We start from the raw sequence: 26,985 nt of genomic DNA on the forward strand, positions 1-26,985 counted from the left end.
TGCACGCTGGCCTCTGCGAACATCTCCTGGCTGAACGCCCAGCTCAGGTTCAGCTCGCCGCCGTAGACCTGGCCTTCGATGCTCAGCCAGTTGGCCAGCGGCGCGCGCGGGTCCTGGGCCTGGCCGGCGCTTTCCGCGGCCGGCACCAACAGCGCGCTTTCGTCGAACTGGCGGTCGAACTGGCCCAGGTAGTTGAAGGTGATGCGCGGCTGCGGCAACGCCGCCAGGGCCTGGGCGCTTTCGGCGCCGCCCAGGTAGCGCAGCAGGCCGTAGCCGACGCCCTTGTCCGGCACGCCGCGCAGCTGTTCCTTGACCGCCTTGATCGAGGCGCCGAGGTCGGCGGCCGGGGCCAGGCGCAGCGGGAACAGGCTGGTGAACCAGCCGACGCTGCGGCTCAGGTCCAGCCCGCCGCCCAGGTCCTCGCGGCCGTGGCCTTCCAGTTGCACCAGCACGCTGGCCTCGCCGCTCCAGCGGCAGATCACCCGGGCCAGGGCGGTCAGCAGCAGGTCGTTGACCTGGGTGCGGTAGGCCGCCGGGGCTTCCTGCAGCAGCTGACGGGTGCGCTCGGTATCGAGGGTCAGGGCGAGCTTGCATTCGTGGCGCTTTTCCAGCGCGCCTTGCGGGTTGTCGCATGGCAGGGTGCGCGGGGCGTCGGCCAGTTGCGCCTGCCAGTAGGCCAGCTCGCCTTGGCGTTGTCGGGCCTGTTCCTGCAACTGGCGGGTCCAGGCCTGGTAGGCGCTGCTGCGCGGCGGCAGCTCGGCGTCCGGCTGTGCGTACAGGTGCTGCAGGTCCTCCAGCAGGATGCGCCAGGACACGCCGTCCACCACCAGGTGGTGGATCGCCAGCAGCAGGCGCTGGCTGCCGTCGGCCAGGTCCACCAGCAGCGCGCGCAGCAGCGGGCCCTGTTGCAGGTCCAGGCTGCGCTGGGCTTCTTCGCAGAGCGCGGCCAGCGCCTCGGGTGAAGCGGCCTGGCGGCGCCACAGCGGGCTTTCGGCCTGTTCGGCATAGGCTTGGCGCCATACACCGTCTTCCTGGCGGAAGCGCAGGCGCAGGGCGTCGTGGTGCGCCAGCAGGCGCAGCAGCGCGCGCTCCAGGCGCTCGCCGTCCAGCGGCTGGCGGGCCTGCAGCAGCAGCGACTGGTTCCAGTGCTGGCGCTCGGGGATGGCTTGCTCGAAGAACCAATGCTGCACCGGAGCCAGGGCCGCCTCGCCCCGGGCGGGGCCTTGCTCCACCGCGGCGGCGAGGGGCTGGGCCACCTGGGCCAGGCCGCGCACGCTCTGGTGCTGGAACAGGTCGCGCGGGCTCAGCTGCAGCCCCGCCTGGCGCGCCCGGCTGACCACCTGGATGGCGATGATGGAATCGCCGCCCAGGGCGAAGAAGTTGTCGTCCAGGCCGACCTGGGGAATGCCCAGCAGGTCCTGCCAGATGGCCGCCAGGCGCTGCTCCACCTCGTTGCGCGGTGCCACGTAGTCGGTCTGGGCCACGGTCGCGTCGGGCTTGGGCAGGGCCTTGCGGTCGAGCTTGCCGTTGGGGCTCAGGGGCATCTGTTCCAGAACAAGCCACTGCGCCGGGACCATGTATTCCGGCAGGCTGCTGGCCAGGTGCGCGGCCAGGGTTTCGCGCCAGTCGTCCTGCTCGGCATCGAGCACGACGTAGCCGACCAGTTGCTTGCCGTCCACGGCCAGCACCGCCGCTTCGCGCACCGATTCGTGTTCCAGCAGGCGCGCCTCGATCTCGCCCAGTTCGATGCGCAGGCCGCGCAGCTTCACCTGGTGGTCGATGCGGCCGGCGTACTCGATCACGCCGTCGACGCGGTAGCGGGCCAGGTCGCCGGTGCGGTACATGCGCTCGCCAGCCGCGAAGGGGCTGGCGACGAAGCGTTCGGCGGTCAGCGCCGGGCGCTGGTGGTAGCCGCGGGCCAGGCCTTCACCGGCCAGATACAGCTCGCCCAGCACGCCTACCGGTACGGGTTCCAGATTGCCGTCGAGGATATGGCAGCCCAGGTTGGCGATGGGCTGGCCGATCGGGACGGCGTCCTTGCCCTCCTCCACACAGGTCCAGTGGGTGACGTCGATGGCGGCTTCGGTGGGGCCGTAGAGGTTGTACAGGCCGGCTTGCGGCAGCTTGGCGAAGACCTGTTGCTGGGCATCCACCGGCAGCGCCTCGCCGCTGCAGATGATGCGTTTCAGGCTGGAGCAACTGGTGACTGCGGCGTCCTGCAGGAAGGCCTGCAGCATCGAAGGCACGAAGTGCAGCGTGGTGACACCTTCGCGGTTGATCAGCTCCACCAGCTTCGCCGGATCGCGGTGATCGCCCGGTGCTGCGACCACCAGGCGAGCGCCAGTCATCAGCGGCCAGAAGAACTCCCAGACCGAGACGTCGAAGCTGAAGGGCGTCTTCTGCAATACCGTGTCGCCGGCGTTGAGGCCATAGGCTTCCTGCATCCAGCACAGCCGGTTGGTCAGTGCGCGATGGCGGTTGCCCGCGCCCTTGGGCTTGCCAGTGGAGCCGGAGGTGTAGATCACGTAGGCGAGGTTCTCGCCGTCCAGGGTCACAGCGGGGTTGGCGTCGCTGTAGCCTTCCAGCCAATCGCCGTCCTGATCCAGATCGATACGCTGCACGCCCTCGGCCAGCGGCAGATCGAGGTGCGACTGGCTCAGCAGCAGCTTCACGCCGCTGTCTTCCAGCATGTAGGCCAGGCGCTCGGCGGGGTATTCCGGGTCCAGCGGCACGTAGGCGCCGCCAGCCTTGAGGATGGCCATCAGGCCGACGACCATCTCGATGGAGCGCTCCACCGCGATGCCCACCAGGCTGTCCGGGCCGACGCCATGCGCTTTCAACAAGTGGGCAAGCTGGTTGGCCCGGCGGTTCAGTTCCGCATAGCTCAGGCGTTGCTCGCCGAAGGCCAGCGCCGGTGCATCCGGGTAGCGCTCGGCCTGTTCCTCGAACAGCTGGTGCACGCCGCGTTGCAGCGGGTACTCCGTGGCCGTGGCGTTCCACTGCTGCAGGATCAGTTCGCGCTCGCCGACATCCAGCATCGGCAGCTCGCCGACCGCGCGCTGCGGGTCGTCGATCATCGCTCGCAGCAGGTTCTGCCAGTGCCGCGCCATGCGCTCGATGGTCGCCGGCTCGAGCAGGTCGGTGGCGTAGGTCAGCGCGGCGTACAGGCGGCCGCCCTTTTCGTAGGTGTCCAGGGAAAGGTCGAACTGGGTGGTGCGGCTCTGCCAGTCCAGGCGGCTCAGGCGCAGGCCGGCCACGTCGTCCAGGGCCTCGATGTCGGCCACCTGCGGCTGATGGTTGTACATCACCTGGAACAGCGGGCTGTGGCTGAGGCTGCGCTCCACCTGGAAGGCCTCCAGCAGGCGTTCGAACGGCAGGTCCTGGTGGGCCTGGGCGCCCAGCACGCTGTCGCGCACCTGGGCCAGCAGGCCCTGCACCGGCGTCTGCGCGTCGAATACCGCGCGCAGCACCTGGGTGTTGACGAACAGGCCGATCAGCCCTTCCACCTCGGCGCGGTTGCGGTTGGCGATGGGCGCGCCGACGCGCAGGTCGCCCTCGCCGCTGTAGCGTTGCAGCAGCACGTCGAAGCCGCCCAGCAGCAGCATGAACAGCGTCAGCCCCTGCTGCCGCGCGGCGGCGCGCAGGGCTTCGGCCAGTGCAGGTTCTACGGCGAATTCGTAGCGGGCGCCGCGGTAGCTGGCCTGGGCCGGGCGCGGGTGGTCGGCCGGCAGCTCCAGCACCGGGTGATGCTCGCCAAGCTGCTTGCGCCAGTAGTCCAGCTGGCGTTCCTGCTCACCGGCCTCCAGCCAGCTGCGCTGCCAAAGGGCGTAGTCGGCGTACTGCACCGGCAGCGCCGACAGCTGCGCCTCGCGGCCCTCGGCATAGGCGCTGTAGAGGCGGCCGAATTCCTCGATCAGCAGGTTCATCGACCAGCCGTCGGAGACGATGTGGTGCAGCGTCAGCAACAGCACGTGTTCCTGCTCGCCCAGGCGGATCAGGCGCACCCGCAGCAGCGGGCCGCGGCCCAGGTCGAAGCTCTGCAGCGACTCGCGCTGGGCTTCCTCGCGCACGCGCGCTTCCCGTTCATCCGCGGCCAGGGCGCCGAAGTCCTCGTAGGCCACCTGCAGCTCGCCGGGCATGGGCGCCAGCAACGGGGTGCCGTCCGCATCCGCGACGAAGACGCTGCGCAGGGTCTCGTGGCGCTCCACCAGGCTGGCGAAGGCGCGCTCCAGGGCCTGGCGGTCCAGCGCCCCTTGCAGGCGCACGGCGCCGGGCAGGTTGTAGGCGCCGCTGTGCGGGTCCAGCTGCCAGAGCAGCCACATGCGCTGCTGGGCGTAGGAAGGCCGCTTGCGCTCGGCGCTCTCCACCCCGGCCGGAATCGGGAACAGCGAGAAGTCGACTCCCTCGGCGCCCAGGCTGTCGAGGAACATCCGACGTTTTTCCGGGGGCAGCTCGATAAAGCGGCGGGCGAGTTTCAGGGAGTGGTCTGCGTTCATCGGTTCTCTTCCGTGCACGTGGGCAGCGAGCGCCTTGGGCTCGAGTGGACTCAAGGGGGAACGGACCAGGTACGGGGAAAATTACCCTGCGAGAGAGGCAGGAGCGGGTCTTGCGACCAGTGGGATTTCCCCGAACTATCAGCGACTTATGCAAGACAAAAGTTTTTTTGCATCTACCCCTAAATTCCCCGCGCAGCACCTCGTTTCACCCGAATAACGAGCATTGCGCGCAGCCACCGATGCCGCCCATGAGCCCCAGCGAAAGCCTGCAGAACCCCCATGGCAAAGAAGTCCCGTTCAAGACTCTGGTTCCTCGTCCACAGCTGGTTGGCCCTGCCCATCTGGTTCTTCGTCCTGCTGGTGTGCCTGACCGGCACCCTGGCGGTGGTCAGCCAGGAACTCGTCTGGCTGGCCAAGCCGGAGGTGCGCGCCAGCATGCCCAGCGCCGACGCCCAGGAACTCAGCTTCGACCAGTTACTGGCGGCGATCGCCCGGCAGCAGCCGGAGATCCGCGTGGAGACGCTGAACTTCCCGCAGGAGAACCATTTCGCCCTCACCGCCCGGGTCAGCTTCCCCGACGGCTCGCGCGCCAGCCTGTACGTCAACCCCTACAGCGGGACGATCCAGGGGCAAAGCACGAACTTTGACTTCCGCCAGTTCACTCGCGCCCTGCACGGCTGGTGGCTGGTGCCGTTCAACCACGGCTACAGCTGGGGCTGGTACCTGGTCTCGGTGCTGGGCCTGCCGATGCTCGCCTCGCTGGTCACCGGGCTGGTGGTCTACAAGCGCTTCTGGCGCGGCTTCCTCAACCCGCGCCTGCGCCTGAATCAGGGCGCGCGGATCTTCTGGGGCGACCTGCACCGGCTGGGTGGCATCTGGTCGATCTGGTTCATCGCGGTCATTTCCATCACCGGCACCTGGTTCCTGATCCAGGCGCTGCTGGCCGACAACCACGTCACCCTGTCCACCCAGGGAGTGCCGCCGGTAATCGCCCGAGCCGACGTGCCGCAGGGCGAAACCGCCCCGCCGCTTAGCCTCGACGAGGCGGTGCGCATCGCCCAGCGAAGCGTACCGAGCCTTCAGGCCAGCGACGTGGCCCTGCCATCCAACGCCTACAGCCCGATCTACGTCGAGGGCCGCGGCTGGTACCCGCTGATGTACCAGACGGTGGCAGTCAACCCCTACACCGGGCGCATCGAGTCCACCCACCTGCTCAGCGACCGCAGCGCGCTGGAGTTCGTCACCGAGTCGATGCGCCCGCTGCACACCGGCGACTTCGGCGGCATCTGGCTGAAGCTGGTGTGGTTCGTGTTCGGCCTGATCCTCAGCCTGATGGTGCTCAGCGGCCTGCTGATCTGGAGCAAGCGCACCGCCCAGGCCACCGCCGCGCTGGTCAAGCGCCAGCGCCGGGCACCGCGCCCGCCCGGGCCGGCGCCGATGGACCAGGCGCTGGAGGGCCGGCCATGAACAAACCCGCCACATTGCCGGTCGCCTCGCCGCTGCGGAGCCTGTGGCTGCGTTGGCGCTTCCATCTCAACGTGCTGCTGGTGCTGGTGCCGCTGGCCTTCATGCCGCGCTACTTCGCCGACGTGGCGCTGTTCCGCGGCACCAGCGGCCTCGGCGAGCGCGAGTTCGGCGAGTTCCAGGTCGGCCCCTGGAGCCTGCGCCTGGCCGAGCTGCACGATGCCGCCCCGCACAACGAGGGCCCGGCCGGCTACCTCAAGGAGTTCAACGCAGCGCTCTGCGCCGCATGCATTCCCCAGGTGCGCGCGGCCTACCTGCGCGTAGGCAAGCCACGCAGCCTGCGCACTGCCGGCGCAATCTTCTTCGGCTCGCCCTACCGAATGGGCGCCTCGCTGCCGATCCCGCCGCGCACCGGCAGCGATGCCGAACTGTGGATCACCCTGGAGGGCTGGGACGGCTCGGTGCACCAGGCCGCCGTGCCGCTCTCCGTCGCCTCTCCGGCCACCCTGGCCTGGCTGAAACAACGAGGAAAACCATGATCGCCGCTTCCACTCGCCTGCGCCGTCTGGCACTGGCGGCCCTACTGCTTGGACTGGCCGGTACCGCCCAAGCGCACAACCCCGTCTGCGAATGCGAAGGCGTGGACGCCGGCAAGATCCGCTGCAAGGGCGGTTTTTCCGACGGCAGCGGCGCCCCGGGGGTGACTCTCGACGTGATCGGCTACGACGAGCGCATCCTGGTGCCGGGCAAGCTCGGCGAAGACTCCACCCTCACCTTCGAGCGCCCCGAGGGCGAGTTCTACGTGCTGTTCGACGCCGGCCCCGGGCACGTGGTGGAAATCGACCACGCCGACATTCCAACGCCATGAGCGTACAGATCGTTCGCCCGGCCGGTGCCGGCCATGAAACCCTCTACGTGCTGCTCGGCGCGCTGCTGATCGTTCTGCTTGCCGCCACCGCCATCGCCCTGCGCCAGGAACGCCACGCGACCACCGCGCCCGTCGCGCACCAGCTGGACGCGCGGCGTGACCTGAATGCCGCCGAACAGGGTATCTACGCCGACCTGCAGGTGGCCGCCGAAGAAATCCAGGCCCGCCTGGCCGAAGCGGGCGCCGCGCCAAGCCCCGCCGAACTGGCCGCCGAGGGCTTCCCGCCGTTCACCCGGGACGCTGCCGCGGCCAGCCGTGGCGGCCACGCCTGGGGTCTGGCCGACGATGCCGCCGGGCTGCGCTACCTGGGACGCAGCGCCCAGGCAGGGGGGATCGGCTCCTTCCTCCTGCTGCTGCCGGCGCAGGGCGAGCCCGAAGTCTGGCTTAGCCGCGCGCAGCCAGCGCCAGAGCAGGCACCGGCGAACGCCGAGGCGCTGGTCGCCGACGGCTGGCGGCAGGTAATCAGCCAGTTCGACGCCGGGGTGACCCGCCAACACCGCCATTGACCCACAGCGACTCCACAGAAGGTTCCCTTCCATGCGCTTCTCCCGTGTTCTGCGCGGCCTGGCCGCCGCCCTCCCCGCCCGCGCACTGCTGGCCGCGGCGCTGCTCCTGGCGCTGCCGGTCGGCCATGCCGAGCCGGCCAAGCGCCTGCGCATCGGTATCACCCTGCATCCCTACTACAGCTACGTGAGCAACATCGTCGGCGACAAGGCCGAGGTGGTGCCACTGATCCCGGCCGGCTTCAATCCGCACGCCTACGAGCCGCGCGCCGAGGACATCAAGCGCATCGGTACGCTGGACGTGGTGGTGCTCAACGGCGTGGGCCACGACGATTTCGCCGAGCGCATGATCCAGGCCAGCGAGAAGCCCGCCATCCCGCTCATCGAGGCCAACGCCCGGGTGCCACTGCTGGCCGCCACCGGCACCGCCGCTCGCGGCGCCGGCAAGGTGGTCAACCCGCACACCTTCCTGTCCATCAGCGCCTCCATCACCCAGGTCAACACCATCGCCCGCGAACTGGGCAAGCTCGACCCGGCCAACGCCACCACCTACACGCGCAATGCCCGCGCCTACGGCCAGCGCCTGCGTGCCCTGCGTGCCGCGGCCCTGGGCCGGCTGAGCCAGGCGCCGGCGGCGGACTTCCGCGTGGCCACCATCCACGGCGCCTACGACTACCTGCTGCGCGAGTTCGGCCTGGAGGTCACCGCGGTGGTGGAGCCAGCCCACGGCATCGAGCCCAGCCCGAGCCAGTTGAAGAAGACCATCGACCAACTCAGAGAACTGGACGTGAAGGTGATCTTCTCGGAGATCGACTTCCCCTCCACCTACGTCGACACCATCCAGCGCGAGTCCGGGGTGAAGCTCTACTCGCTGTCGCACATCTCCTATGGCGAATACAGCGCCGACAAGTACGAGCAGGAAATGGCGCGCAACCTCGACACCGTGGTCCGCGCCATCCAGGAGTCCGGCGCATGACCGCCGTCGAGGCACTGGGCCCGCCGCCCGGGCCACGGGTGCTGTTCGCCGGGGTCAGCCTGGAGCTGGGCGGCAGCCGCATCCTCGACGAGGTACGCCTGGAGGTGGCGGCCGGCAGCGTGCACGCCCTGGTCGGCCCCAACGGCGGTGGCAAGAGCTCGCTCGTCAAGAGCCTGCTGGGGCAGATGCCGCACCGCGGCGAGCTGAGCCTGGAATGGCCCGGCGTCCCCGGCTGCGTCGGCTACGTGCCGCAGGCGCTGGAGTTCGAGCGTGGCCTGCCGCTGACCGTGGACGACTTCATGGCCGCGCTGTGCCAGCGCCGCCCGGCATTCCTCGGCCTGTCGCGCAACCGGCGCCCGGCGATCGACGCGGCGCTGGAGCGGGTCGGCATGCTGGCCAAGCGCGGCCGGCGCATGGGCGCCCTGTCCGGCGGCGAGCGCCAGCGCGTGCTGCTGGCCCAGGGCCTGGTTCCACCGCCGCAACTGCTGGTGCTGGACGAACCGATGTCGGCGCTCGACGAGGGCGGCATCCAGGTCTTCGAACGCCTGCTGCAGGACTGGCGCCGCGCCGGAGTGACGGTGCTGTGGATCGAACACGACCTGCAGGCCGTGGCACGCCTGGCCGACCGCGTCAGCGGGCTCAACCGTCAACTGCTGTTCGACGGCCCGGCGGCCACCAGCCTGACCCCGGAACGCCTGCTCACGCTGTTCTCCACCCTGCCGCGCAAGCCGGAGGCAAGCCGATGAACGACACCTATGAGGCCTTGCGCCAAGCCATCCAGGCCTGGGCGGCGGCCGGCCACTTGCCGCAGGTCCTGGCCTACGGTTTCGTCATCAATGCCCTGCTCGCCGGCGCGCTGATCGGCCCGGTGCTTGGCGGCCTGGGCACCCTGGTGGTGGTCAAGCGCTTCGCCTTCTTCTCCGAAGCGGTGGGCCACGCCGCGCTCACCGGGGTGGCCATCGGCATCCTCCTCGGCGAGCCCTACACCGGCCCCTACGGCAGCCTGTTCGGCTACTGCCTGCTATTCGGCGTGCTGCTCAACTACCTGCGCAATCGCACCGGGCTGGCCCCGGACACCCTGATCGGGGTGTTCCTCTCGGTGTCCCTGGCACTGGGCGCCAGCCTGCTGCTGGTGCTGGCCGGGAAGATCAACGTGCATATCCTGGAGAACGTACTGTTCGGCTCGGTGCTGACGGTCAACGCCCACGACCTCGCGGTGCTCGCGGTGGTCGCCGTGCTGGTGCCAAGCCTGGCCCTGCCGCTGTACAACCGCATCATGCTGGCCAGCTTCAACCCGCAGTTGGCGGCGGTACGCGGGGTGGCGGTGAAACGCCTGGACTACCTGTTCGTGGCCCTGGTGACGCTGGTCACCGTGGCCGCGGTGAAGGTCATCGGGGCGATCCTGGTGGGCGCCCTGCTGGTGATCCCGGCAGCCGCGGCGCGCCTGGTCAGCCAGTCGCTGCGCGGCTTCTTCTGGCTGTCGGTGCTGATCGCCAGCCTCAGTACCCTGAGCGGCATCCTGCTGCCCATCGCCCTCGACCTGCCGATCCCCTCGGGCGCGGCGATCATCCTGGTCGCCGGCCTGGCCTTCACTCTCGCCGCCGTCGCCCGTGGCTGCCTGCCGCAGCTCAAGGGCAACCTCGGATGAAAGGAACCCACTCCATGACGTTCAGACCGCATGCCCTCGTCCTCCTCCTGGCACTCGCCGGTGCCCCGCTGCCGGCCGCCCTGGCTGCCGAGGCGGCACCGCCCAGTGTGCTGGCCAGCCTGCCGGTGACCTACTCGCTGGCCGAGCGCCTGCTGGCCGGCACCGAGGTACGCCTGCAGCTCATCGCCCCGGAGAACCTCCCCGCCAGCCGCCAGGCCGCCTATTTCGGTGGCCGTGGCGCGGCGGCGCTGGCCAGGGCGGCCGGACAGGCCGACGCGGTGATCGACCTGCGCTCGCTATGGACAGAGGACCCGCTCTACCCGCTGGCCCGGCGCAGCAACATCCGCATTGTCGAGATCGATGCCGCGCGCCCGCTGGACGGCGCCCTGCCGGGCGTCGCCCTGCGCCCGGGCAGCGACATCCACGCTTACCCCTGGCTCAACCCGACCAACCTCGGGCGCATGGCCGACGTGCTCGGCGCCGACCTGGAGCGCCTGGCGCCGGCCGTGCGGCCGCGCATCCAGGCCAACCTGGCTGCGCTCAAACGCCAACTGCTGGACGCCAGCGCGCGCCAGGAAGCACGGCTGGCGCAGCTGCCGAACCTCACTGTGGTCAGCCTCTCCGAACGCCTGGGCTACCTGCTCGACGGCCTCAACCTCGACCCGCTGGAACTGCCGCTGCCGGCCGACGACGCCTGGGACGAGGCGCGCATCCAGGCCTTCGTCGAGGAACTCAAGGCCCAGGACGTCGCCTTGGTGGTACACCACCGCGAACCACCCAAGCCCCTGGTCGAGGCCATCGGCGCCAGCGGCGCGCGGCTGCTGGTGATCGACAGCGACGCGGCCGACCCGGTGCAGGCGGTGGCGGAAGACCTCGGGCGGATCGTCGAGGCGCTGGCAGCGGCCAACGGCTGAGCCACGCCCACGGCGGCCCGTCTGTTCGCGAGCCAGCCCGTAGCGCATTCTGTCCATGAGCAGGAACCGGGCATGCTCCTGGTTCCTGCGAAGGGCGTGACACAAGGAAAAACGCCGTTGCTCCTTCTCCGGAGCAACGGCGTCGTCAAGGGCCGGCGCGGGTTTCAGCCGATCGCCGCGGCGCTGGCCTGCAGCAGCACGCCGCCGTTGCCGGCGCGCAGTTCGTGCAACTGGGTCTCCAGGTGAGCAAGTACTTCGGTCTCACGCTCGTGGAGGAAGAAGTGCCCACCGTCGAACCACTGCAGCTCGAAGCCCGCGCGGGTTTCCTCGCCCCAGGCCAGCAACTGCTCCTGGCTGGCCTTGTCGGCACGTCCGGCGAGCGCCCGCAGCGGGCAGGCCAGAGGCGCACGGCGCTGGTAGCGGTAGCTGCCGCAGAGCAGGAAGTCAGCGCGCAGGATCGGTAGCGTCAGGCTCATCAGTTCCTGGTTGGCCAGCACCTCTTCCGGGGTGCCCTGCAGGTCACGCAACTCGGCGATCAGCTCGGCGTCACTCTTCGGCTCGGCGAAACCGCGGTCGTACTCCGCGCGCCGCGACGGCGCCGCGGTACCCGAAGCGAACAACCCCAGCGGTGTCGGACAACCCAACTCGCGCAGGGCATAGGCGATCTCGCAGGCCAGTAGCGCGCCCAGGCTGTGGCCGAACAGCGCGTAGGGTTCCTGACGCACCTCCGCGTGAAGCTCACGTGCCAGTTGCCGGGCCAGGCGGCCGAGGTCGATCTGCAGCGGCTCGGCCATACGCATGCCGCGCCCGGGCAACTCCACTGGGCGCAACGCCAGCCAGGCTGGCAGTTTGCGCCGCCAGCGGCTGTAGGTCATGGCACTGGCCCCCGAATAAGGCAGGCAGAACAACCTCACGGCCATTCAGTTGGCCGCCTTGTCCATGTGCTGGCGCAGGCTCAGCGGGCGCATGTCGGTCCAGACCTGCTCGATGTAGGCCAGGCAGTCCTTCTTCAGCCCGCTCTTGCCCACGGCGCGCCAGCCGGCGGGGATTTCCTTGTACTGCGGCCAGATGGAGTATTGCTCCTCGTGGTTCACCACCACTTCGAATGGGATGTCTTCGCGGTCGAATACAGAAGTCATTGCGCTTTCCTCAACTGGATGGGCCGGCCGCCCCGAGGGTGGCCGCTATGGGTTAACGAAGTGGGTAGAGGGAAAATTAGGTGGTGAAGCTCTTCGTCTTCGTAGGAGCGAGCCGTGCGCACCGGTATGGAGCGGACCTTGTCCGCGAAAGCCGGAGGTTCCGGCTCGGTTCGCGGATGAGATCCGCTCCTACAGCATGCCCACCTCCAGCTCTACCTGTAGGAGCGCGCCCTGCGCGCGATTTCGCGGGCAGGGCCCGCTCCTACAATTTGCCGGCAGGCACCGCCGCAGCCAGCGCGCGGGCGAAGCGGCGGGCCACTTCGTCGATCTGTTCGGCGCTGATGATCAGCGGCGGCAGGAAGCGCACCACCGCACCGTGGCGGCCGCCCAGTTCGAGGATCAGCCCGCGGCGCAAGCATTCGCGCTGGATGCGCGAGGCCAGCGCGGGGTTGGCCGGCGGGTGGCCGAGGCTGTCGGCGGCACCTTCGGCGTCGACCACTTCCACCCCGAGCATCAGCCCGCGGCCGCGGATGTCGCCCAGCTGCGGGTAGCTGCGCTGGAGGATGCGCAGGTGCTCGGCCAGGCGCTCGCCCATGGCCGCGGCATGGCCGGGCACATCGTGCTCCTTCAGGTAGCGCATCACCGCGGAGCCGGCGGCCATGGCCATCTGGTTGCCGCGGAAGGTGCCGGCGTGGGCGCCGGGCTGCCAGGTGTCCAGCCAGTCGCGGTAGACCACCACCGCCAGCGGCAGGCTGCCGCCGATGGCCTTGGACAGCAGCACCACGTCGGGGACGATGCCGGCGTGCTCGAAGGCGAACATGCGCCCGGTGCGGCCGAAGCCGGTCTGGATCTCGTCGATCACCAGCGCCACCCCGGCCTTCTCGGTGATGCGTCGCAGGCCGCGCAGCCACTGCAGGTCGGCGGGCACCACGCCGCCCTCGCCCTGCACCACTTCCACCACCACCGCCGCCGGCAGCGGCACGCCGCTTTCCGGGTCGTTCAGCACGCTCTCCAGGTAGTGCAGGTTGGCGCGCACCCCGGCCTCGCCGCCGAGGCCGAAGGGGCAGCGGTAGTCGTAGGGGTACGGCAGGAACTGCACGCCGTTGCCCAGCACCGCGCCCAGGGCCTTCTTCGGCCCCAGGTTGCCCATCAGCCCCAGGGCGCCCTGGGTCATGCCGTGGTAGCCGCCCTGGAACGACAGCACGGTGCTGCGCCCGGTGGCGGTGCGCACCAGCTTGAGCGCGGCTTCCGCGGCGTCGGCGCCGGTGGGCCCGCAGAACTGGATCTTCGCCTCGCGCGCCAGTTGCGCCGGCAGCAGGCCGAACAGGTCCTGGACGAAGGCGTCCTTCACCGGAGTGGTCAGGTCCAGGGTGTGCAGCGGCAGTTCGTCGGCCAGCACCTGCTGGATCGCCTCGATCACCACCGGGTGGTTGTGGCCCAGGGCCAGGGTGCCGGCGCCGGCCAGGCAGTCGATGAAGCGGCGGCCCTCGACGTCCTCGACGTACAGCCCGCGGGCCTTCTTCAGCGCCAGGGGGATGCGCCGCGGGTAGCTGCGCGCGTTGGATTCCTGGTGGCGCTGGCGCGCCAGCAGCGGCGACTCGGTGAATTCGTAGAGAGTTTCGCCCGCGGCCGGTTCGGCATGGGCAGGCTGGTCATCGATGACGCTGGTAGCGACTTGCATGTCTTCAACCTCGAGACGTGGTGGTGTGCCACGGTTGACGGGTGCCCCGCGATGGCGGAGCGGCTGTAGTGGATAACGCAGCGCGGCGCTCGGGATTTACTGCCGGCCGCGCCCTGCCCCGGCGCCCTTTCCGCGGGCGCGGGGCGGCCTGCGCGCGGCGAACCGCGCGTGGGCTGCGGGTGTTTCGCGATCCCCCCGCGGGGCCTCGGCGGCCCCGCGGGAAGTGCCGGGCTAGAGCATTTCCAGCTGCGACATCAGGTCGTCCAGGCGCGCCGCCTTGCGCTCGTCGATGGCGCTGGCGGCCTGGGCCTCGATGTAGCCGGCCAGTTCCTCCACCGTGCTGCACTCGAACATGGCCCGCAGCGGCACGTTGCGTTGCAGGGCCTTCTGCACCCGCGAGGCGATCTGCGTGGCCAGCAGCGAGTGCCCGCCCAGTTCGAAGAAGTTGTCCAGCACGCCGACGCGCTCGACCTTGAGCACCTCGGCCCAGATCTGCGCCAGGGTGGCCTCCAGCTCCGTGCGCGGCGCCTGGTAGGCGTGCGCCAGGGCCTGGCCGATGTCCAGCGCCGGCAGGGCCTTGCGGTCGAGCTTGCCGTTGGCGTTGAGCGGCATGCGCGCCAGCACCTGCCAGTGCAGCGGCACCATGTAGTCCGGCAGGTCGGCGCGCAGGTGCTGGCGCACCTGTTCGAGCCAGGCGCCCTCCTCTACTACCGTCGCAGCGGGCACCAGGTAGCCGACCAGGTACTTGCCGGTGGCGCTTTCCTGCACCGCCACGGCGGCCTCGCGCACCTCCGGCAGCTCGTGCAGGCGCGCCTCGATCTCGCCCAGCTCGATGCGGAAGCCGCGGATCTTCACCTGGTGGTCGACGCGCCCGACGTACTCCAGCACACCGTCGGCGCGGCGCCGCGCCAGGTCGCCGGTGCGGTACAGGCGCTCGCCCGGCGCCCCGAAGGGATGCGGGACGAAGGCCTGGGCCGTGCGCAGCGGGTCGCCGACGTAGCCGCGGCCGACGCCGGTGCCGGCCACGCACAGCTCGCCCACCGCGCCCAGCGGTACCAGCTCGAAGTCGCCTTCGGCATCCAGCAGGTACAGCTGGTTGTTGTCGGTGGGGCTGCCGATGGGCAGGTAGGTGGCCTCGGTGGAGGCCGCGTCGACGCGGAAGAAGGCCACGTCGTCCGAGCACTCCGCCGGGCCGTAGGCGTTGACCAGGCCCACCTGCGGGTAGCGTTGCAGCCAGTGCCGCGCCAGTTCCGGCGGCATGGCCTCGCCGGTGGGCAGCATCCAGCGCAGGCCGGGCAATGCCTTGTGTTCCTCGGCCAGCATGCCCTGGATCAGCGAGGGCACGCTTTCCAGCACGCTCACGCCCTGCTCCACCGCGTGTTCCAGCAGGGCCTGCGGGTCCTGGGCGATGGCGTTCGGCACTATGGCCACGCGGCCGCCGAACAGCGGCGCGGCGAGGAACTGCCAGACCGAGATGTCGAAGCTCTGCGAGGCGGTCTGGGCGATCACGTCGCCCTCGCCCAGCTGCAGGTACGGCACCTTGCTCAGCTGGTTGTTGAGCATGCCGGCCTGTTCCACCATCACGCCCTTGGGCAGGCCGGTGGAGCCGGAGGTGTAGATCACGTAGGCCAGGTTGCGCGGCCCGCTGTAGCGCTGCGGGTCGTGCTCGGCGGCCGCGCCGTGCTGCACCTCGTCCCACACCAGCAAACGCGGGCGGCCGCCGCAGCCCAGCTCGGCGAGCAGCGCCAGGGCCTGTTCGTGGCAGGCGGCGCTGCACACCAGCACCGGCGTGCGGCTGAGTTCGAGGATGCGCGTCAGGCGCTGCGTCGGGTGCGCCGGGTCCAGCGGCAGGTAGCCGGCGCCGGCCTTGAAGCTGCCGACGATCATGCCCAGCAGGTCCAGGCCGCGTTCGCCGAGCAGGGCCACCGGCTGGTCGAAGCCGACGCCGGCGGCCAGCAGCGCGTGGCCCAGGCGGTTGGCGCGGCGGTTCAGCTCGGCGTAGCTCCACTGCTGGTCCAGGCAGCTGGCGGCGATGCGCTGCGGGTGCGCGGCCACCCGCGTTTCGAACAGGCGCACGTAGCCCTGCTCCAGCGGGTAGGCGTGCTCGCTGCGGTTGCAGTCTTCCAGCAGGAAGCGCCGTTCCTCGGCCCCCAGCAGCGGCAACTCGGCCACGTCGCCATGGAAGCCGTCGGCCAGGGCCAGCAGCAGGCGCTTGAACTCGCCGAGCAGGCGCTCGATGGTCGGCGCCTCGAAGTAGCGTTGGTCGTAGGACAGGTGCAGGCCCAGGTCGTCGCCGGGGTAGCAGACCACGGTGAGCGGGAAGTTGGTGTGGGTGCGCCCGGAATCGGAGCTGGCCTTCAGGCTCTGCGCGCGGTCCAGCACCGCCACTTCCACCGGGGCGTTCTCGAACACGAAGAGGCTGTCGAACAGCGGCTGGCCCTTGGGCAGTTCGCTGGCTTCCTGGATGCTCACCAGCGGCAGGTGCTCGTGCTCGCGCAGTTCCAGGTTGCGTTCGAACAGCCCGGTCAGCCAGTCGCGCACCGTCTGCCGCGCGCCGGGCGCCGGCAACTGCACGCGCAGCGGGATGCTGTTGATGAACAGCCCCACGGTGCGCTGCATCTGCGGCAGGCCCACCGGGCGCCCGGCCACGGTGACGCCGAACAGCAGGTCGCGCTCGCCGCTGTAGCGCCGCAGCACCAGGGCCCAGGCCGCCTGGGCGAAGGTGTTGACGGTGAGCTGGTAGCGCTGCGCCAGTTCACGCAGGCGCGCGCCGTCGGAGGCGTCCAGGCGGGTGTAGCGGTCGCCGACGATCATCCCGCCGCTTTCCCCGGCGCGCTCGTGGAGGATCGGCCGGTCGCTGGGGATGTAGGTCGCGCGCTCGAAGCCGTTCAGGTTCTGCTGCCACCAGCGGCGCGAATGCTCCAGGTCCTGGCGCTGCAGCCAGGCGATGTAGTCGCGGTAGCGCGGCGCGGCCGGCAGTTGCGGCGCGCAGCCCTCGCCCAGGGCGGCGTAGATCTCGAAGAAGTCGCTCATCAGCAGGCCGCGGCACCAGGCGTCGATGAGGATGTGGTGGTTGCTCATCATGAACCAGTAGCGCGCCGCGCCCAGGCGGATCAGGCGCAGGTGGAAGGGCGGCTCCTCAAGCAGGTCGAAACCCGCCTCGCGCTCCTGTTTGTGCAGGGCCTGCAGGCGTTCCTCGTGGCCGTCGGCAGGCAGTTCGCTCCAGTCTAGGAACTCGATGCGCAGCCGGCCGGGCTTGTGGATCACCTGCAGCATGGCCTCGCCGGCGTTCCACGAGAAGGACGCGCGCAGCGCCTCGTGGCGCGCCACCACGGCCTGCCAGGCGGCGGCGAAGCGTTCGCGGTCCAGCTCGCTGTCGATGCGGTAGCGGTCCTGCATGTAGTAGATGCCGGTGCCCGGCTCCAGCAGGGTGTGCAGCAGCAGGCCTTCCTGCATGGGCGTCAGCGGGTAGACGTCGTCGATCTGCGCCGCCGGCACCGCCAGGGCGTCCAGCTGCGCCTGGCTCAGGCGCGCCAGGGGGAAGTCGGAAGGCGTCAGGCCGCCGGCCTTGTCGTCCAGGCAGTGGGCGATCAGCGCCTGCAGTTCGTCGCGGTAAGCGTTGGCCAGCTCGGCGATGGTCTGCTCTTCGTAGCGCTCGGCGCTGTAGGTCCAGCGCAGCACCAGTTCGCCGCCGTAGACCTGGCCGTCCACGCTCAGCTCGTTGGGCAGCGGCGCGGCGGCGTCGTGGATGGCCCCGGTGGGCTCGTCCAGCGGGTGGAACAGGGCGTCGTCGGTGAAGCTCTGGTCGAACTGGCCCAGGTAGTTGAAGGTGATGCGCGGCTGCGGCAGCGCGGCCAGGGCGCGGCGCCCGGCCTCGTCGCCCAGGTGGCGCAGCACGCCGTGGCCCAGGCCCTTGTGCGGCACGGCGCGCAGCTGTTCCTTGATCGCCTTGATCGACGCCGCCAACCCCGCCTCGCCCGGTTCACCGGCGGGCGCCAGGCGCAGCGGGAAGGCGCTGGTGAACCAGCCGACCGTGCGGCTGAGGTCGATGTCGTCGAACAGCGCCTCGCGGCCGTGGCCTTCCAGCTGCACCAGCACCGAGGCCTCGCCGCTGACGCGGCAGAGCACGCGGGCCAGGGCAGTCAGCAGCAGGTCGTTGACCTGGGTGCGGTAGGCCGCCGGCGCCTGTTGCAGCAGCTGGCGGGTGTGCTCGCGGTCCAGGCGCAGGCTCAGGCTGCGGGCCAGGGCCTCGTCGTTGCGGCCTTGCGGGTTGTCGCAGAACCAGGCGCCGGGGGCGCCGTCCAGCTGGCCGCGCCACCAGTGCAGTTCCTCGCGCAGCGGCTCGCTGCCGGCGTAGGCCTGCAGGCGCGCGGTCCAGTCGCGGAAGGCACTGGTCTTGGCCGGCAGTTGCACGGCCTCGCCGGCGGCGAGTTGGCGGTAGGCCTGCTGCAGGTCTTCCAGCAGCACGCGCCAGGACACGCCGTCCACCACCAGGTGGTGGATCGCCAGCAGCAGGCGCTGGGCGCCGGGGCCGTCCACCAGCACCGCGCGCAGCAGCGGGCCGTCCAGGGCCAGGCTGCGCTGGGCGCGCTCGAACACTTCGGCGCAGTCGTCGAAGCTCGCCACCTGCGCCTGCCAGAGCAGCCAGGCGCCATCGTCCGCGGCCCGGTGTTCGGCGTGCCAGCGGCCGTCCTCCTGGCGGAACGTCAGGCGCAGGGCGTCGTGGTGCTTGATCAGTTGCAGCAGGGCCTGGCGCAGCAGCTCGGCGTCCAGCGCCTGGCGCGGCTCCAGCAGCAGCGACTGGTTCCAGTGCGCGCGGTTCTCCAGGGGCAGTTCGAAGAACCACTGCTGGATCGGCGTCAGCGCGCTCTCGCCCTGCACTTCGCCCTGCTCGGCGAGGCTGGCGCCGGCGCTGCGGGCAACGCCGGCCAGGCTGCGCACGCTCTGGTGCTGGAACAGGTCGCGCGGGCTGAACTGGATGCCCTGCTGGCGGGCGCGGCTGACCACCTGGATGGAGAGGATGGAGTCGCCGCCCAGTTCGAAGAAGTTGTCGTCCAGGCCGACCTGGGCGACGTTCAGCACCTCGCCCCAGACCGCCGCCAGCTGGCGTTCCAGCTCGCTGCGCGGGGCCTCGTAGGCGCGCTGGCCGAGGCTGGCATCCGGCGCCGGCAGCGCGCGGCGGTCGAGCTTGCCGTTGGCGGTCAGCGGCAGGCCCTCCAGCAGCACCAGGTGCGCCGGCACCATGTAGTCCGGCAGTTGCTGCTTGAGGTGCACCTTGAGCGCCTCGCGCAGGTCGGCCTGGGCCGCCTCGTCGGCGCCCGCCTCTGCGCAGCCCACGTAGCCCACCAGTTGCTTGCCGCTCGGCCCGTCGATGGCCAGCACGGCGGCCTCGCGCACCTGCGGGTGTTCCTGCAGGCGCGCCTCGATCTCGCCCAGCTCGATGCGGAAGCCGCGGATCTTCACCTGCTGGTCGATGCGCCCGAGGTATTCCACCTGGCCGTCGGCGCGCTGGCGCACGCGGTCGCCGGTGCGGTACAGGCGCCCGCCGGGCGCGCCGAAGGGGTCGGGCACGAAGCGTTCGGCGGTCAGCGCCGGGCGTTCGTGGTAACCGCGGGCCAGGCCGGCGCCGCCGACGTACAGCTCGCCGCCGGCGCCCTGGGGCACCAGGGCCAGGTCAGCGTCAAGGAGGCAGGCGCTGCGCTCGCCCACCAGGCTGCCGATGGGCACGCCGGCGCCGGCTTCCACCTGCTCCGGGGCCAGGGCCGCCAGGGGCATGACCACCGTCTCGGTGGGGCCGTAGGCGTTGAAGAAGTAGCGCGGCGCGAAGGCCTGGCGGATGCGTTGCAGGTGCTCGGCGGTCAGCGCCTCGCCGCCGGTGATGCACAGACGCACCGGCAGCTGCCGGCCCTGGGTCTGCAGCCACTGGGCCAGTTGGCTGCCGTAGCTGGGGGTGAAGCCGAGGATGCTCACCCGGTGCTCGGCGATCAGCTGGCAGATGTCCTCGGCGCCCCATTGGCCCTGGGCCCGCAGCACCACGTGGGCGCCGCACAGCAGCGGCGTCAGCAGGCGCTCGCTGGCGGCGTCAAAGTTGATGGAATAGAAGTGCAGCTCGCAGTCGTCGGCGCGCATGCCGAAGCGCTCGATCACCGCGCGGCAGTGCATGGCGATCTCGCCGTGGCACACCGCCACGCCCTTGGGCTTGCCGGTGGAGCCGGAGGTGTAGATCAGGTAGGCCAGGTGCTGCGGCTGGGCGAAGGCCGGCAGCGGGCCGTCGTCCAGCGCCGCCAGGGCCGCGCCCTCCTCCACCGGGCAGCAGCGGCCGACGCCTTCGGGCAGCGCGCCCAGGGCCTCGAATAGCGCCGGCTGGCCGAGCAGCAGGCGCACGCCGCTGTCCTCGATCATGTAGTGCAGGCGCTCCAGCGGGTATTCCGGGTCCAGCGGCACGTAGGCGCCGCCGGCCTTGAGGATCGCCAGCAGGCCGACGACCATTTCCAGCGAGCGTTCCAGGGCCAGGCCGACGCGCACTTCCGGGCCCACGCCGCGTTCGCGCAGCAGGCGCGCCAGGCGGTTGGCGCGGGCGTCCAGTTCGGCGTAGCTCAGGCTCTGGCCGGCGAAGGTCAGCGCCGGGGCCTGCGGCGTGGCCGCGGCCTGGGCGGCGAACAGGCCGTGCAGGGTGTCGCTCAGTTGCGGCCCGCTGCAGGTCAGCAGCGCGTCCTGCTCGCCGGCATCCAGCATTGGCAGCTCGCCCAGGCGCTGTTGCGGGTCGGCGATCATCGCCGCCAGCAGGTTCTGCCAGTGGCGCGCCATGCGGGCGATGCGCGGCTCGTCGAAGAGGTCGCGGCTGTAGGTCAGGCAGCAGCCCAGGCGCTGGTCGAGGTCGGTGACTTCCAGGTTGAGGTCGAACTTGGTGGCGCGGGCGTCGTTGACGCAGTACTCCACGGTCATCCCGGCCAGTTGGCGGGTCTGCTGGAACTCCCAGCGCTGGACGTTGCACATCACCTGGAACAGCGGGTTGTAGGCGGCGCTGCGCGGCGGCTGCAGGGCTTCCACCAGGTGGTCGAAGGGCAGGTCCTGGTGCGACTGGCCGTCGATCACCGTCTGCCGCACCTGCTCCAGCAGCCCGGCCACGCTCATCTGCCCGTCGAGGCGGCAGCGCAGCACCTGGGTGTTGAGGAAGGCGCCGATCAGCCCTTCGCTCTCCGGGCGGATGCGGTTGGCCACCGGCGCGCCGATGCGCAGGTCCTGCTGGCCGCTGTAGCGGTACAGCAGCACGGCCAGAGCGGCGGTCATGGTCATGAACTGGGTCAGACCGTTGCCGGCGTTGAAGCGGCGCACCCGCTCAGCCAGCTGTGGCGCCAGGTCGAAGCGGTAGAGGTCGCCGCGGTGGCTCTGCACCGGCGGCCGCAGGCGGTCGCCGGGCAGTTCCAGCACCGGATGCTCGTCGCCCAGCTGGGCGGTCCAGTAGTCCAGCTGGCGCTGGCGTTCGCCGGCTTCCAGCCAGTCGCGCTGCCACACGCTGTAGTCCAGGTATTGCACCGGCAGCGGCGCCAGGGGCGATTCGCCGCCAGCCAGGAAGGCCTCGTAGAGCGCGCTCAGCTCGCGGGCGAAGATGTCCATGGCCCAGCCTTCGGTGACGATGTGGTGGAGGGTCACCACCAGGTAGTGCTCGTCCTCGGCCAGGCGGACCATGTACACCCGCAGCAGCGGGCCCTGCTCGAGGTCGAAGGGCTTGTGCGCCTCGTCGTCGGCCAGTTGCTGCAGGGCCTGCTGGCGGGCGTCGGTGTCGAGGTGGGAGAAGTCCAGGCGCTGCATGCGCAGGCCGCTGTCCGCCTGCACCTGCTGATGCGGCACGCCGTCGACGCTGGGGAAGCGGGTGCGCAGGGTCTCGTGGCGCTGCACCAGGGCCTGCAGGGCGCGCTCGAAGCAGTCCACATCCAGCGCGCCGCGCAGCCGCGCCATGCCGCCGACGTTGTAGGCCGGGCTGTCCGGCTCCAGTTGCCAGAGGAACCACATGCGCTGCTGCGAGTAGGACAGCGGCACGCGCTGGCTGCGGTCCACCGGGCGGATCGCGCCCTGGCTGTCGCGGCTGCCGGCGGCGCGCAGCTGGCGTACCCGCTCGGCGAAGGCGCCCAGGCGGCTGGCGTCGAACAGCTCGCGCAGCGGCAGTTCGATGGCGAAGGCCTGGCGCGCGCGGGAGACGATCCGGGTGGCCAGCAGCGAGTGCCCGCCCAGCTCGAAGAAGTCGTCGTCCAGGCCCACTTGCGGCAGGCCCAGCACTTCGCTCCAGATGGCGGCCAGGCGCTGCTCCACTTCGTCGCGCGGAGCGACGTGCTCGCGCTGCTGCCCGCTCGGTTCGGGCAGGGCCTTGAGGTTCAGCTTGCCGCTGGGGCCCAGGGGCATGCTGGCCAGGCGCATGAGTTGCGCCGGGACCATGTATTCCGGCAACGCTGCCTGCAACGCGGTGCGCAGGGCCTGGCCGTGTTCGGCCTCGGCCGGGGCATCGGCGGTCGCGGTGTAGTAGCCCAGCAGTTGGCTGCCGAGGTTGCCGGCCTGGCGGATCAGCACCACGGCCTGGGCCACGCCGGGCTGGGCCAGCAGGCGCGCGCGGATTTCGTCCAGCTCGATGCGGAAGCCGCGCAGCTTCACCTGGCCGTCCTGGCGGCCGAGGTATTCCAGCACGCCCTGCTCGCTCCAGCGCGCGCGGTCGCCGGTGCGATACAGCCGTGCGCCGGGCGCGCCCAGCGGGTCGGCGACGAAGCGTTCGGCGCTCAGCCCCGGGCGGCCCTGGTAGCCGCGGGCCAGACCGATGCCGCCGATGCACAGCTCGCCGGCGGCGCCCGGCGGCAGCGGATTGAGTTCGCTGTCGAGGACGCGGCAGATGACGTTGCCCAGCGGCCGGCCGATGGGCGAGCGTGCGCCATCCTCCAGCGAACAGTGCCAGTGGGTGACGTTGATCGCGGTTTCAGTCGGGCCGTAGCGGTTGTGCAGGGCCATGCCGGGCAGGCGTTGCAGCACGCGGTCGCGCAGCTGCGCCGGCAGCGCCTCGCCGCCGGAGAACAGGCGGCGCAGGCTGGTGCACTCCTCCACGCCCGGCTCGTCGATGAACAGTTGCAGCAACGGCGGCACGAAGTGCAGCGTGGTCACGCCGAACTGCCGCACCAGTTGGGCGATGCGCGCCGGGTCGCGGTGTTCGCCGGGGCCGGCCAGCACCAGGCGGCAGCCCGCCAGCAGCGGCCAGAAGCATTCCCACACCGAGACGTCGAAGCTCACCGGGGCCTTCTGCATCAGCACGTCGTCGGCCTGCAGCGCGTAGGTGGCCTGCATCCATTGCAGGCGTTCGGCCAGGGCGGCGTGGGTGTTGCCTACGCCCTTGGGCTGGCCGGTGGAGCCGGAGGTGTAGATGACGTAGGCCAGGTTGGCGCCGTGCAGGTGCAGGCCCGGCGCGCTGCTCGGCCAGCCGTCCAGCTTGAGGCCGTCGAAGCACAGGGTGGCGACGCCTTCCAGGCTCGGCAGGCGTTCCAGCAGGTGGGACTGGGTCAGCAGCAGGCTGGCGCCGCAATCGTCGAGCATGTAGGCCAGGCGCTCGGCGGGGTAGTCCGCGTCCAGCGGCACGTAGGCGCCGCCGGCCTTGAGGATGGCCAGCAGGCCCACCAGCAGCTGCGGCGAGCGTTCGGCGCAGATGGCCACCGGCACGTCGGGGCCCACGCCCTTGTCGCGCAAGTAGTGGGCCAGGCGGTTGGCCTGGGCGTGCAGCTCGGCATGGCTGAGTTCGCCGCCGTCCCATTGCAGCGCCACGCGTTCGGCATATTCCGCCTGCGCACGCTCCAACTGCTCCGGCAGCCAGGCGCGTGCCGGCTCGCAGGGCGCGCTGCCCCACTGTTCCAGGCGCGCCAGTTCCGCGTCCGTCGCCAGGGCGATGTCGCCCAGGCACAGCTGCGGTTGTGCCACCACCTGGCGCAGCAGCGCCACGTACTGGTCGGCCAGGCGCTGGATGCTGGCCACGTCGAACAGCTCGGCGGCGTAGTCGAAGTTCAGGCGCAGACGGCCGCGGGCGTCTTCCTCGGTCTGCAATTGCAGGTCGAACTTGGCCTCGCGGCTGTGCCAAGGGAGTTCCTCGGCCAGCAGGCCGGGCAGCCGGCGCAGGGCGGAAAGGTCGCGCTGCTGGTGGTTGAACAGCACCTGGAACGGCTGGCCGCCGTGGCCCGGCAGGGCTTCCAGCAGGCTGTCGAAGGGCAGGTCCTGGTGTTCCTGGGCGCCCAGGGTGGCTTCGCGCACCTGGGCCAGCAGTTGCCCGAAGGCCTGCCGCGGGGCAGGCGTGGCGCGCAGCACCAGGGTGTTGATGAAGAAGCCCACCAGCCCCTGGACTTCCTGGCGCTGGCGGTTGGCGCTGGGCACGCCGACGCGGATGTCGGCCTGCCCGCTGTGGCGGTGCAGCAGGGCCTGGAAGGCCGCCAGCAGCCACATGAAGACGCTGGCCTGGTTGGCCTGGGCCGCTTCGCGCAGGGCCTGGCCGAGCTTGTCGTCCAGGCGCAGGCTCAGGCGCGCCGCCGGCGAGGCGGCGTTGCCGCGCGGGTGGTCGGTGGGCAGTTCCAGTACCGGGGCTTCCTCGCCCAGCTGTTCGCGCCAGTAGGCCAGTTGGCGGGCGCCCTCGCCCGCCTCCAGCCACTGGCGCTGCCAGCTGGCGAACTCGGCATAGCCGACCGGCAGCGGCGCCAGTTCGGCGGCCTGGCCGCCCTGCGCTTCGGCGTACAGGCGGGCGAATTCGTCCAGCAGCAGGTTCAGCGACCAGCCGTCGGCCACGATGTGGTGCAGGGTCACCCACAGCTGGTGCAGGTCGTCGTCCAGGCGCACCAGGCTCACCCGCAGCAGCGGGCCCTTCTCCAGGTCGAACGGCTCGCGGGCCTCGGCCTCGCGGCGTTGTTCGGCTTCGCTGGCGTCCAGTTGCAGCACCTGCCAGTGGAATTCGCCGCGCGGCTCGATGCGCTGCAGCGCCTGGCCGTCGCGTTCGAGGAAGCGCGTGCGCAGCGATTCGTGGCGCTGCACCAGGCGGGCGAAGCTGCCGTAGACCGCGTCTTCGTCCAGTTCGCCGCGCAGCAGCAGGCCGCCGGGGATGTTGTAGGCGCAGCCGCGGGGTTCGATCTGCCAGTTCAGCCACAGGCGGCGCTGGGCCGCGGATTGCGGCAGGTCGCCGCCGCGCGGCAGCTGGGCCATGGGCGCTTCCGCCGCGGCGCCATTGGCCAGGCGAGCGGCCACGGCGGCGCTGAAGGTGGCCAGGCTCGGCGCTTCGAACAGCAGGCGCAGGTTCAGGTTGACGCCCAAAGCCTCGCGCAACGCGGCCATGACCTGGGCGGCGGCGATGGAGTTGCCGCCGAGCAGGAAGAAGTTGTCGTCCGCGCCTACGCGCTCGACGCCCAGGTGCTCGCGCCAGAGTTCGGCGATGCGCGCCTGCAAGGCATCGGCGCCTTGCTCCGGCGCGGCTTCGGCCCGGGATGCCTGGCCGGGGTAGACGGCGTAGGCGTCCAGGCTGCCGTCGGCCAGGCGCGTGCGGCAGGCCGAGCGTTGCAGCTTGCCGCTGGAGGTGCGCGGCAGCGCGCCGGGGTTGAGCAGCGCCACCACCTTCGGTGCTTCCTGGCAGGCCTCGGCCACCGCCTGGCGGATCGCGTCGATCAGGGCGTCGGCCGGGATGCGCTTCTGCAGCGCGCGGCCGACCTCGGCGGCGATGCCGATGCCCTCCTCGCCATCGACCTGCACGGCGAAGGCGGCCACGCGGCCCTTGCGCACCGCGTCCACCTCGGTTTCCACGGCACGTTCGATGTCCTGCGGGTAGAGATTGTGGCCGCGGATGATGAGCATGTCCTTCAGGCGCCCGGTGACGTACAGCTCGCCGTCGCGCAGGCAGCCCAGGTCGCCGGTGCGCAGCCAGGTGCGGCCGTCGCGTTCGACGAAGGCCTTGGCCGTGGCCTCGGGGTTGTGCCAGTAGCCGTGGGCGATGCTCGGCCCGGCGGCCCAGACCTCGCCCACCTGGTTCTCGCCCAGGACGGCGCCATCGGTGGCGTCGACGATCATTACCGCATGCTCGGGCTGGCTGCGACCGCAACACATGAGCACGCTGTCGCTGCCCGCTTCGATGCGGTTCTGCGCCAGGGCCGCCTCGTCCACGCCCAGGGCGGCGATGCCCTGGCCGCGCTGGCCGCCGCTGACGAACAGGGTGGCCTCGGCCAGGCCGTAGCAGGCGAAGAAGCTGGAGGCCTCGAAGCGGCTGGCGGCGAACTTGGCGGCGAAATTATCCAGGCTGTCCTGGCGGATCGGTTCGGAGCCGGAGAAGGCCACGCGCCAGCGGCTCAGGTCCAGGCCGGCCAGGGCCGATTCGCTGACGCGCTCGGTGCACAGGCGATAGGCGAAGTCCGGCCCGCCGCTGACGGTGCCGCCGTGCTGGCTGATGGCTTCCAGCCAGCGCAACGGGCGTTCGAGGAAGTAGCGCGGCGACATCAGCACGCAGGGCACGCCGCTGTAGACCGGCTGCAGCAGGCCGCCGATCAGGCCCATGTCGTGGTACAGCGGCAGCCAGCTGACGATCACGTCGTCGGCGCCGATGCCGAAGCCGCCGCGGATCAGCCGCTCGTTGGCCACCAGGTTGCCGTGGCTGACCTGCACGCCCTTGGGCAGCGCGGTGGAGCCGGAGGTGTACTGCAGGAAGGCGATGTGCTCGGGGCGGACCTCAGTCTCCACCCAGGCCTCGGCGCCGGCCAGGTCCAGTTCGTCGACGCACAGCAGTTGCGGCGCGGCGGCGCCGGACAGCGCCGGGCAGCCTTCCAGCAGCGCCCCGCGCAGTTCGGCCTGGGTCAGCACCAGGCGCGGCGCGCAGTCGTCGATGATCGACAGCAGGCGCTCCTGGTGGTGGCGGCGCGCCGACTCCGGCGGGTAGGCGGGCACCGCGACGATGCCGGCGTACAGGCAGCCGAAGAAGGCGGCGACGTAGTCCGGGCCGCTGGGGAACAGCAGCACCGCGCGCTCGCCCTGCCCCGCCCGGGCCTGCAGCGCGGCGGCGATGCAGCGGGCGCGGCGGTCCAGCTCGGCGTAACTGAGCACCACGTCGCCGGCGCCGTCTTCGGCCAGGAAGCGCAGGGCCAGCCGGTCGGGTTGGGCGCCGGCGCGCTCGCGCAGAGCCTGGGCCATGGAGATGGGATGTTCGAACGCGTCCATTGTGTGTTTCCTGCTGAGTGCACCGCGACTGGT

At 70.9% G+C, this 26,985-nt stretch carries 13 protein-coding genes (1 of these 13 cut by a window edge); 8 read left to right on the top strand and 5 right to left on the bottom strand.

Annotated elements, in window-relative coordinates; translation table 11 throughout:
* Positions 1-4,496, bottom strand: the start of a protein-coding gene (locus tag ACTWJ5_RS16885) for a non-ribosomal peptide synthase/polyketide synthase (protein ID WP_444436138.1). The gene continues 7,888 nt to the left of window position 1, outside the view; the window shows 4,496 of its 12,384 coding nt (coding positions 1-4,496); its start codon is at positions 4,494-4,496; its stop codon lies off the left edge, out of view.
* Positions 4,497-4,775: 279 nt separating this feature from the next.
* Here ACTWJ5_RS16885 and ACTWJ5_RS16890 point away from each other — a divergent pair, with 279 nt between their 5' ends.
* The 8 genes from ACTWJ5_RS16890 to ACTWJ5_RS16925 are packed head-to-tail and all read left to right on the top strand — an operon-like array spanning position 4,776 to position 10,929.
* Positions 4,776-5,963: a PepSY-associated TM helix domain-containing protein gene (locus tag ACTWJ5_RS16890; protein ID WP_074985169.1), complete on the top strand. Its 1,188-nt coding sequence runs from the start codon at positions 4,776-4,778 to the stop codon at positions 5,961-5,963.
* Positions 5,960-6,499, top strand: a complete 540-nt coding sequence (locus tag ACTWJ5_RS16895; RefSeq protein WP_074985171.1) for a thiamine pyrophosphate-binding protein — start codon at positions 5,960-5,962, stop codon at positions 6,497-6,499. Before ACTWJ5_RS16890 ends, ACTWJ5_RS16895 begins: the two co-directional genes overlap by 4 nt.
* Positions 6,496-6,828 (top strand): hypothetical protein, encoded by a 333-nt coding sequence (locus ACTWJ5_RS16900; RefSeq protein ID WP_283939431.1) that lies wholly within the window; start codon positions 6,496-6,498, stop codon positions 6,826-6,828. The genes ACTWJ5_RS16895 and ACTWJ5_RS16900 overlap by 4 nt, the downstream gene beginning before the upstream one ends.
* Entirely contained in the window at positions 6,825-7,394 is a 570-nt protein-coding gene (locus ACTWJ5_RS16905; RefSeq protein WP_074985174.1) for a DUF6162 family protein, read from the top strand. The genes ACTWJ5_RS16900 and ACTWJ5_RS16905 overlap by 4 nt, the downstream gene beginning before the upstream one ends.
* Before the next feature lie 31 nt (positions 7,395-7,425).
* The gene (locus tag ACTWJ5_RS16910; RefSeq protein ID WP_116423509.1) at positions 7,426-8,367 is read left to right on the top strand and encodes a metal ABC transporter solute-binding protein, Zn/Mn family; all 942 of its coding nucleotides are present in this window, start codon (positions 7,426-7,428) and stop codon (positions 8,365-8,367) included.
* Complete coding sequence (locus tag ACTWJ5_RS16915) at positions 8,364-9,113, top strand: metal ABC transporter ATP-binding protein (RefSeq protein ID WP_249916679.1); 750 nt, start codon at positions 8,364-8,366, stop codon at positions 9,111-9,113. Before ACTWJ5_RS16910 ends, ACTWJ5_RS16915 begins: the two co-directional genes overlap by 4 nt.
* Positions 9,110-10,015, top strand: coding sequence for a metal ABC transporter permease (locus ACTWJ5_RS16920; protein WP_074985181.1), 906 nt, complete (start codon positions 9,110-9,112; stop codon positions 10,013-10,015). The genes ACTWJ5_RS16915 and ACTWJ5_RS16920 overlap by 4 nt, the downstream gene beginning before the upstream one ends.
* Before the next feature lie 14 nt (positions 10,016-10,029).
* A complete protein-coding gene (locus tag ACTWJ5_RS16925; protein ID WP_074985183.1) occupies positions 10,030-10,929 on the top strand; it encodes a metal ABC transporter solute-binding protein, Zn/Mn family in 900 nt (299 codons plus the stop codon).
* Between the two features lie 164 nt (positions 10,930-11,093).
* On the opposite strand, the gene ACTWJ5_RS16930 is transcribed toward ACTWJ5_RS16925, so the two are convergent.
* The 4 genes from ACTWJ5_RS16930 to ACTWJ5_RS16945 form a co-directional block, all read right to left on the bottom strand.
* Positions 11,094-11,849, bottom strand: coding sequence for a thioesterase II family protein (locus tag ACTWJ5_RS16930; RefSeq protein WP_074985185.1), 756 nt, complete (start codon positions 11,847-11,849; stop codon positions 11,094-11,096).
* Positions 11,850-12,068 (bottom strand): MbtH family protein, encoded by a 219-nt coding sequence (locus ACTWJ5_RS16935; protein ID WP_074985188.1) that lies wholly within the window; start codon positions 12,066-12,068, stop codon positions 11,850-11,852.
* A 262-nt stretch (positions 12,069-12,330) separates the two neighbouring features.
* Positions 12,331-13,749: an aspartate aminotransferase family protein gene (locus ACTWJ5_RS16940; RefSeq protein ID WP_444436143.1), complete on the bottom strand. Its 1,419-nt coding sequence runs from the start codon at positions 13,747-13,749 to the stop codon at positions 12,331-12,333.
* Between the two features lie 231 nt (positions 13,750-13,980).
* Positions 13,981-26,952, bottom strand: a complete 12,972-nt coding sequence (locus ACTWJ5_RS16945) for a non-ribosomal peptide synthase/polyketide synthase (RefSeq protein WP_444436145.1) — start codon at positions 26,950-26,952, stop codon at positions 13,981-13,983.
* Positions 26,953-26,985: the final 33 nt, after the last annotated feature.

It is taken from the genome of Pseudomonas sp. A6 (assembly GCF_052367875.1).
Taxonomy (GTDB): Bacteria; Pseudomonadota; Gammaproteobacteria; order Pseudomonadales; family Pseudomonadaceae; genus Pseudomonas; species Pseudomonas citronellolis.